The organism is Corynebacterium sp. HMSC034H07, from assembly GCF_001815175.1.
GTDB lineage: Bacteria > Actinomycetota > Actinomycetes > Mycobacteriales > Mycobacteriaceae > Corynebacterium > Corynebacterium hiratae.
Genome location: NZ_KV819499.1, coordinates 185,651 through 193,985, shown reverse-complemented (window position 1 = coordinate 193,985; position 8,335 = coordinate 185,651). Strand labels below are relative to the sequence as shown.

At 56.4% G+C, this 8,335-nt stretch carries 8 protein-coding genes; all 8 read right to left on the bottom strand.

Annotated elements, in window-relative coordinates:
- Positions 1-147 precede the first annotated feature (147 nt).
- Entirely contained in the window at positions 148-384 is a 237-nt protein-coding gene (locus HMPREF3009_RS13390) for a hypothetical protein (RefSeq protein ID WP_158010557.1), read from the bottom strand.
- Between the two features lie 237 nt (positions 385-621).
- Positions 622-1,881, bottom strand: a complete 1,260-nt coding sequence (tyrS, locus tag HMPREF3009_RS02645) for a tyrosine--tRNA ligase (RefSeq protein ID WP_070679830.1) — start codon at positions 1,879-1,881, stop codon at positions 622-624.
- A 37-nt stretch (positions 1,882-1,918) separates the two neighbouring features.
- Positions 1,919-2,098 carry a Trm112 family protein gene (locus HMPREF3009_RS02640; protein WP_049154615.1) on the bottom strand — a complete coding sequence of 60 codons (180 nt, stop codon included), beginning with the start codon at positions 2,096-2,098 and terminating at the stop codon, positions 1,919-1,921.
- 11 nt (positions 2,099-2,109) lie between these two features.
- The gene (locus HMPREF3009_RS02635; RefSeq protein ID WP_070679827.1) at positions 2,110-2,703 is read right to left on the bottom strand and encodes a hypothetical protein; all 594 of its coding nucleotides are present in this window, start codon (positions 2,701-2,703) and stop codon (positions 2,110-2,112) included.
- Between the two features lie 35 nt (positions 2,704-2,738).
- Entirely contained in the window at positions 2,739-4,304 is a 1,566-nt protein-coding gene (locus HMPREF3009_RS02630; RefSeq protein ID WP_070679824.1) for a vWA domain-containing protein, read from the bottom strand.
- A 36-nt stretch (positions 4,305-4,340) separates the two neighbouring features.
- On the bottom strand, positions 4,341-5,465 hold the full coding sequence (locus HMPREF3009_RS02625) for a hypothetical protein (protein WP_070679821.1): 1,125 nt from the start codon (positions 5,463-5,465) through the stop codon (positions 4,341-4,343).
- Positions 5,466-5,554: 89 nt separating this feature from the next.
- Entirely contained in the window at positions 5,555-6,592 is a 1,038-nt protein-coding gene (locus HMPREF3009_RS02620; protein ID WP_070679844.1) for an ornithine cyclodeaminase, read from the bottom strand.
- Between the two features lie 14 nt (positions 6,593-6,606).
- Positions 6,607-8,160: an amino acid permease gene (locus HMPREF3009_RS02615; RefSeq protein WP_070679817.1), complete on the bottom strand. Its 1,554-nt coding sequence runs from the start codon at positions 8,158-8,160 to the stop codon at positions 6,607-6,609.
- Positions 8,161-8,335 lie beyond the last annotated feature (175 nt).

Genomic DNA, 8,335 nt, shown 5'->3' with positions numbered 1-8,335 from the left:
AGCCCAAACCTAACAAACAGACAAACCACACCGCATGATGCGAACACATCACGCACACACCACACGGACTGGCTATCCAAAAATTACATAAAGAAAAAAAATCCAACCAACCCCCAACCCGACGGGGCAAAAAGGGAGCTGGCCTAGTCAGAAGATTTCAACCATATGCCCAAACAACTTAATATTATTTACAATGACGCCGCTTAAAGGAAAAGCGCCATCCGGCATACACCAACCGCGATACGCATACGGCGTATCGCAGCCAAAATGATAAAAATCAGCCAACAAAAAAGTACATTGGCACACTATTGAGTTCTCAAACATCATCCGCACACCCGTCACATCGAATTCATCTACTCTCTGCTCTGAGCGGCTGGAGTTCATACTCTAGCTAACAAGTTTATCCCTTGTCAACTAGGAGTTAATCTCCGTGTCACCAGCGTCTCGCGGCGACTTCGATAAATATACGCACAGCCCCAAGCTTCAACAAATCGCCTGGTTAACAGCACTTTCCTTAACCTTCGGCGGCCGGTGCAGATACTCTGTCCCAGAAACGACGAATCCCGCCGCACAAGGCGACGGGATTCGCATGCAGTCATCTAGCGAAGTCGAGAGCTCTAATTAGTTCAGCTTGGCACCGGCAAAGTTCTTCTTACCGCGACGAAGCACCAGCCACTTACCGTGAAGCAAGTCTTCGTCCGCCGGCTCCCAGTCATCGGCTTCAATACGCTGGTTATTGACGTAGGCGCCACCTTCCTTGATGGTGCGTCGAGCCGCGCCCTTGGAATCTGCCAGACCAGAAGCAACCAACAGATCAACGATGGAGCGCGGTTCACCGGCAGCTCCCTCGGCCACGGTGGTTTCAGAAAGCGCACCCGCCAGCGTCTGCTCATCAAGGTCAGCAAGCTCTGCTTTACCGAACAGCGCTTGAGCAGCAAGCTCGACAGCCTTGGTGGCTTCCGCGCCGTGGACCAGTGTGGTCATCTCCTGGGCGAGACGGCGTTGTGCCTCGCGACGGAAAGGTTCATTAGCAACCTTCTCCTCGTATTCAGCGATCTCTTCCTTCGACAGGAAGGTAAACCACCGGAGGTAGTCAATAACCACGGAGTCACCGGCATTGAGGAAGTACTGGTACCACGAGTAAGGCGACGTCTTTTCCGGATCGAGCCAGAGCTTTCCGCCGCCGGTAGACTTGCCAAACTTTTGCCCCTGGGCATCCGTCACCAACGGGACGGTGAGTCCGTGAACCTTGACGCCCTTGACGCGGCGATTGAGGTCGACGCCAGACACGATGTTGCCCCACTGATCGCCACCGCCAATCTGCAGGACGCAGCCGTACTCCTCGTGGAGGTGAACGTAGTCATTGGACTGGAGGAGCATGTAGGAGAACTCGGTGTAGGAAATACCGTCGGACTCCAAGCGGCGCTTGACGGTATCACGGTCCAACATGGTATTCAGCGAGAAGTTCTTGCCGACATCACGCAGGAAATCGATGACGGTCATCTGCGAGGTCCAGTCAGCATTGTTGACCATGGTGGCTGCGTTCTCGCCCTCAAAGTCAATAAACTGACGTAGCTGTTTCTTGATAGCCACCATGTTCTCGTTGATGGTCTCCTGCGACAGCATGGTGCGCTCCCCTACGTCGCGTGGGTCACCGATTTGGCCCGTTGCGCCACCGGCCAAAGCAATCGGGTGGTGGCCAGCTTTTTGGAAGCGGCGCAGCATAATCATCGGAACGAGGTGACCAGCATGGAGGGAGTCACCGGTTGGATCAAAACCGCAGTACAAGGTAATGGGCTCTTCGCAAGCCTCGCGCAGTGCGTCAAGGTCGGTGGACTGGTTAATGAGGCCGCGCCACTGCAGCTCATCGATGATGTTCATGAATGCTCCTTGGAAAGTCGATTCGGTGCTGTGAGAATTAGTTCTGGGGTGGCCACGGTACTGCGTGGTCTACCAGCATGACGGGAATGTCGTTCTCAATGGGATAGGCCACGCCGAGGCGTTCGTTGACCAAAACCTGTTCTTCGGCCAGATAGTTCAGCGGACCTTTATCCTGCGGACATACCAAGATGTCGAGCAGCTTCGAATCGAGACTCATAACCGCTAACCCTACACCTCCTTGGATTCGATGGATGGAAGGGTCCCGCCGTATTCGAGTTTGAGAGCCATGGAATGGTTGCGCAGGTTGCGTACCGAGTTTTGGGCAATGGCGTCTCGAATCTCACCCATCTCTCGGCCTAGGATCCCCAGCGATTCGCTCATTTCCTCGACAGCCACTGGATTCTTCAAGTCCGTGACGTCGAGGTAAGAATTCACCAGCTCCTTAGAGTGTTCTTCAATCATGTCCCGCACGAGGGCTTGCTGGTGTGGGGCATCGTCGAGGCGGTGCCAATTGTCTAGGACCCACACGGCCGAGTCATCGAACGAGTCCCACGCTTTCTTAACAGGTCCGGGCACTTGGGACTGCTTCAGGTTGTATCGGACGCCCTCCAATGAGCTAATCAGTTGACCTGCACCCGAGGTGGGGGCCTCAATAGCTTTCTCCTGCTTTGGCGGCGTCACGAATCCCGCAGCCGCACCTGTGCAGACCGCGACCAGTGGCCACAAGAAACCTAAACCGCCACCAGTCAACACGTGAAGGACGATAACGAGCGCCGTTACCGCAACGCCGACGACGATCTTCCGCGAGTTCAGTGTGTTCATAAGGTGTAGGTCCTCCTGGGGATAGGTGGAGATTTTTACTGGTAAGCGCGGATTTCCTCGAAGGCCGCGGCGAGGTCACCGTTGAGCGCATCGAATGTCTTGCCGCCCGTGAGCTGAGCAAGCTCCTCCATCTCTTGAATGTTGGCTTCACCATACAAGATGACAAAGACCGGGATCTCCTTTTTCTCTGGGGGAAGCTGCTCATAGGCCTCCTTAAATTGTGCAAAAGTACGCCCACGCGTCACTTCGCCATCAGTCATGAGCACCACGGTCCCAATCTCGCCGCTGCTGGTGTCTACCTCGTTGAAGGCATTGAGCACAGCCTCGAACGTCGCCGTATCGCCATCCGCCACGAGTCGATCTACGCGATCAGCAAGCTCTTTTGTGGTTGCCGGGTTCTGCAAATCGACTCGCGCGCGAGTCGGCTGCTGCGGCTCAGAAGAATATGGGATGAGCTTGATCTGCTCACGGTTACGGAAGGCTACCTGGCCTTCGCCGTCTGGAGAGCCGTCAGCTGAGCCGTCGATCAGCGGGCGCAGACTATTCTTGAGCAAATCAATGCGCTCGCCCTCCATGGAGCCCGAGGTATCCAAGACCAGCGCCGTGTTGCCAGGGTTACGCAGCTCGTGAGCAAAGGCATCCTCCAGTGCGCTTACGGTTTGTTCATTGGCCGGGTACGGCAGCTCGAAGATGGTCCCGGGCATGTCAGAATCGTCCACACGCAGGTGGTAGCTCCTCAGCTTCTCTGGGTGTTCAGCAAACCATTCGGCAAGTGCCTGCACCTTACCTTCAGCCTCCTCGTCCGGGGAGCTGGCGAGAGCCGACAAAGGGTAGTCCGCCGAAATCACGCCGTCGGAGGGGATGACCACCTCAAGATCGACGCCCTCATCCTTGAGCTGGTACAGCACTGATTCATAGTTAAGGATGGCGTCGGCCTGCTCCGGATGCTCGCGGAACCTATCAGCCAGCCAACCCGACGATCCCGACGTTAAAGTCTGGTTACTGAAGAGTTTCTGGACCTTGCCCGTGGCCTGGCGGATATCCTTCTCCGTAAGCGCGCGCCCGGTGTCCGCGAAAGCAGTGGTCGCAGCCGATAGCGCGGAGAAGCCCGAGTTTGAGGTCGAAGGATCGGTCATACCGAAGGTAATCCCCGAGTCAGCAATCTCCTGCCACGTTGGTTGCTTCGTGGTCCAGCCCTTTTCCTTAGCCACGGAAGGCTGCACACCGAGTACCACGGGGGATCGCGCCACACTGTGTTCTTTGCGCAGCTTCTCATCGGCACCAATGATGCGCGCATAACGATTGGTGGCAAACCACGTGGCATCATAGGATCCGTCGAAACCGCCTTGTTTCAGGCTGCGGGAATTCGCCAGCGTCCCATCCTCGGTGGTCATGGTGATATCGAAGCCGAGGTCCTGGGAGGCGTCGTCAAGCACCGGCTCCAGAGGCTTAAGCTCCGTGGCCGCCACAATGTTGAGGCCACCGCTGAAGGACGAGCCGGAACCCGGCATATCCACATCATCGAACAAGTCACCTGCCGAACAAGCCGTCAGCGCCATGGCGCTCAGCATGACGAGCAGGACTTTTAAAGACCGAAACATTCCCTTGTACCTTCCTGATGCTTTCCTTGCGGGGCCTTAGCCAACCACTCGCAAAATCTCTTCATAATCCGCCCACCGCAGTGGGGTGGTATCGCCACCATCCACCGGGATCTGGTAGTTATCTGAAGGCTCAATATCGGCAATGAAGTCCGAATTCTGCGAGCCCAAGCCAAGGTTCTCCGCGACTGCTGGGATTGCGTCATTCATTGCTGTGACGAACAATGCGCCCTCCTCAGTGAGTGGAAGAACGATGCTGCTTAGTTTCGTCGCCGGTTTCAACGCCAACAGCGTATAGCCGGATAGGTCCTTGCCCGCACGTTCTAGGTACACGTACTGCTCCGCGGTGGTCAATACCATAGGCATTTCGCCCTTATCCACACGGAGGAAAGCATCGAGGATGCCCTGATCAGTGGTTTCGCCATACCCCTGATCAGCAACGAGGCGGCGCATGATGTCATCCGCCTGCGCGTTGATCTTCTCCTTGTTATCGCTGCCCAGGTCCTTTTCCGCATAGTTCGCGGCCGCGGTGTGTACGACCCGGGCATAGCGCAGTGCGGCAAAGGACTGGTCCACCTGTGGCACGGCCACATCCACCACGCGCGGCGAGCCGAAGGACGGACTGATGTCCCGCCAGCGAGTGTCTTTCTGGGACATCTCCACCAGCGTCTCCATGTCCAAAGCCGCCTGGTTGTCGTATCCCGCAACCAAACCGTGGTCCCTCATGTCCTCGACAAGCTCGCTATGTACCAGCACCAACAGCGGCTTACCAAAAAACATCGGGGATAGGTCATCCCTTCCGGCTAAATCCGGATGGGCATCGCGCACATCGGAGGTCCATGTAGCGCCGTTAGGATCCGCGAGCACAAAGTCATAATCTTTGTCCAAGCTACTGCTTCCCTCAACGAAGTCCCGTGCCGGCAGGATATCGAGCTCGAGCTCGATATCGTGCTTTTCCATCGCCTTCGTTGTGGCTGGGTCCTTAAAAACAGCCTCCAGCTCCGGGCTAATGGCGCCCTTAACGTGATGCGTGCCTGTGGAAAAGCCAAAGCTCGGAAGGGAGCTACCTCCGCGCCCCACCACGATGGATGCCACAGCAATCACGAGGAAAACCGCGGCGATCACGAAGGACTTGGTGCGCTTCTTCGACGATGAGCTGCTCATGACCTAAATCATAAAGTGATTTTCTTCCCACCGCTGGATTCACGGCGGGGCAAGGGGCGAAACAGGCACCCCCTTGCCTTGCGCTCTGGCTAAAGAAGGGAAGGTACGTTCGCGACCAAGGAGAAAAGATCCTTGGGGTCGTCGGGGTTCGCGATGATGTCGATTTCGGATTCCAAATCTGTGCCCTTGACAGAATCGCGCAGGTAGCGGAGAGCCGAAAAATCATTGATAGCGAATCCGACATCATCGAAGAGCGTGATCTGCTCGTCATTATCGCGCCCGGTGGCCTGGCCGGTGAGTACCTGATAGAACTCGACCACGGGGAAGTCCTCCGGCTTCTGCTGAATCTCTCCTTCGATGCGTGTCTGCTCTGGGAATTCAACAAAGACCTTGGATTTATCCAGGATGGAGCTTTCGAGCTCGGTCTTGCCCGGGCAATCACCACCGACGGCATTGAGGTGCACGCCCGGTGCAACGTGGCGCTCGGCCAGAATCTGGTTTTGAGCCTTGTCCGCAGTGCAGGTGGTAATGATATCCGCGCCCACAACGACCTCGTCAACGCTCGAAACGGCCGTAATGTTGAAGCCCAGCGGTTCCAGATTGCGTCGGAATTTCTCTACGGCCTCAGGGTCAATATCGTAGATGGCAATGTCATCGATTCCCATCACTCCGCGGAAGGCAAGGGCCTGGAACTCGGACTGGGAGCCGGCACCCACCATGGCCATGCGCTTAGAATCCTTGCGGGCTAGGTACTTGGCCACCATGGCGGAGGTCGCGGCCGTGCGTAGTGCAGTAAGAAGCGTCATTTCAGCTTCGAAGGTGGGGTATCCATTGTCGACGTCTGCCAACACGCCGAAGGCAGTAACCGTTTGAAAGCCGCGGGCGGGGTTGGACGGGTGACCGTTAACGTATTTGAAGGAGTACTCCTTGCCATTGGAGGTCGGCATGAGCTCGATAACACCAAAGGGGGTGTGGGAGGCAACGCGCGCAACCTTGTCGAAGCGCTCCCATTCGCGGTAGTCGACTTCAAGGTAGTCCACCATCCCGGTGATGATGTTCTCGACGCCTTCGCGCTGAATCCAGCGCGCCATATTCTCTACATCAACAAACTTAACTACAGGCTTCATCAAAGTCTCCATTCTTAGTTCTTGTCTTGGTTCTTGCTGTTCTGTGCGTTTCGGTTCCTGGGGTGAAGGTCCGTTTGCGGTGCGGCCGGGAAGCGCGAGGTCGGCAGGTGCTTGGCCTTCCTCTCCGCCGCAATCGCGTAGATCCGCTCACGCCAGGCAAACCACATTGCCGCAAACACTGGGATGAGAAGTAGCGTTGAGGCCAAAGCGAAGGTTCCGATGGGGTAATCGAAAGCCATGAGGATGATGACCACGCCGATGAAAGCGAGAACGGACCAGTCACCAGCTTGGCCGAATGGCGAGCGGTAGTTCGGGCGGGTATAGCGCCCCTTCTTGGCCAGCTGCACGAACTTGATGTGTGACAAGGCCACTGCAGCCCACGACGCCAGTGTGCCCAGCGCCGCCAAGTTCAGCACGATTTCGAAGGCCATTTCAGGCACAACATAGTTGAGGAACACACCGGCAAGGCCGACGAAGGCGGCCATCACGATGCCACCATAGGGCACACCGGACTTGGACATACGCGCGCCGAACTTCGGCCCGGAGCCGGCAGTAGACATGTTGTACATGATGCGGCCCGTCGAATACAGTCCAGCGTTCAGCGAGGAAATTGCCGCGGTGATGACAACCAGCTGGAAGATCGGTGCGGCATAACCAACGCCGAGGGATTCGAAGAAGGTCACGAACGGCGATACTTCCGCAACGTAGCTGGTGTACGGCAGCACCAGGGTCAGCAGCAGCACACTACCGAAGTAGAAGACCACGATGCGGAACAGGACGCTGTTGACCGCGCGTGGGATGTGCTTCTCCACGTCCTTGGTCTCACCGGAGGTGGTGCCCACCAGCTCGATACCGGCGTAAGCGAAGACCACACCCTGGATGACGATGACTGCGGGAAGCAGGCCATTGGGCAGCCAGCCACCGGCATCGGATATCAGGCTAAAGCCCGTCGGGTCACCATTCGGGTGACCCATAATCACCACGCCGATAGCCACGACCATGAAAATCAACAGCGCGATGATCTTGATCATGGAGAACCAATACTCCAGTTCACCGAAGATCTTCACCGACAACATGTTGAACAACAGGATGCTGCACACCACGCCGAGAGCGAGCAACCACTGCGGGACAGCGTCGAGCCAGGAAGTGTACTGGCCAAACCACTTGATGTAGATGGCCACGGCTGTGCCGTCGGCCACCAAGGTCGCAGCCCAGTTGCCCCAGTAGAGCCATCCGGTAACGAAGGCAGTCTTCTCGCCGTAAAACTCACGCGCATAGGACACGAAAGAACCCGAACTTGGGCGGTAGACAATGAGCTCTCCGAGCGAGCGCAAGATAATGTAACCGAAGAAACCGCAGACCAAATACAAAACTGCGAGAAATGGTCCAGCGGTTTGCAAACGGCTGCCGGTACCGAGCAACAAACCGGTACCGATCGCAGAGCCGATGGCAATCATCTGGAGCTGGCGATTGCCCATCCCCTTCTGAAGTCCGTGGTCTTCCGAAGCATAGACCGCTTTCTCCTTCTCGTGAGACTCCGTGTTGGGCGGGCGAAGTGTATCAGCCATTAGGAAGGTAGTCCTTTCAAAGTTGCGAACGTGCCTTTCTTCACATTCCCTAAGAAAACGTTATAACAACCTAATGAGACTTCCGTCACTTCAATACCCCCACAGTGCAACCCAGCACATCGCTGCCCAGTAGTAATAGGTTCGTTTTCTACCCCCACACACAAAAGAACCGCAT

What these genes read in the sequence shown, in the direction of transcription:
- HMPREF3009_RS13390 (WP_158010557.1), bottom strand. Translation starts at nt 384, where the DNA reads ATGAACTCCAGCCGCTCAGAGCAGAGAGTAGATGAATTCGATGTGACG.
- tyrS (WP_070679830.1), bottom strand. Translation starts at nt 1,881, where the DNA reads ATGAACATCATCGATGAGCTGCAGTGGCGCGGCCTCATTAACCAGTCC.
- HMPREF3009_RS02640 (WP_049154615.1), bottom strand. Translation starts at nt 2,098, where the DNA reads ATGAGTCTCGATTCGAAGCTGCTCGACATCTTGGTATGTCCGCAGGAT.
- HMPREF3009_RS02635 (WP_070679827.1), bottom strand. Translation starts at nt 2,703, where the DNA reads ATGAACACACTGAACTCGCGGAAGATCGTCGTCGGCGTTGCGGTAACG.
- HMPREF3009_RS02630 (WP_070679824.1), bottom strand. Translation starts at nt 4,304, where the DNA reads ATGTTTCGGTCTTTAAAAGTCCTGCTCGTCATGCTGAGCGCCATGGCG.
- HMPREF3009_RS02625 (WP_070679821.1), bottom strand. Translation starts at nt 5,465, where the DNA reads ATGAGCAGCTCATCGTCGAAGAAGCGCACCAAGTCCTTCGTGATCGCC.
- HMPREF3009_RS02620 (WP_070679844.1), bottom strand. Translation starts at nt 6,592, where the DNA reads ATGAAGCCTGTAGTTAAGTTTGTTGATGTAGAGAATATGGCGCGCTGG.
- HMPREF3009_RS02615 (WP_070679817.1), bottom strand. Translation starts at nt 8,160, where the DNA reads ATGGCTGATACACTTCGCCCGCCCAACACGGAGTCTCACGAGAAGGAG.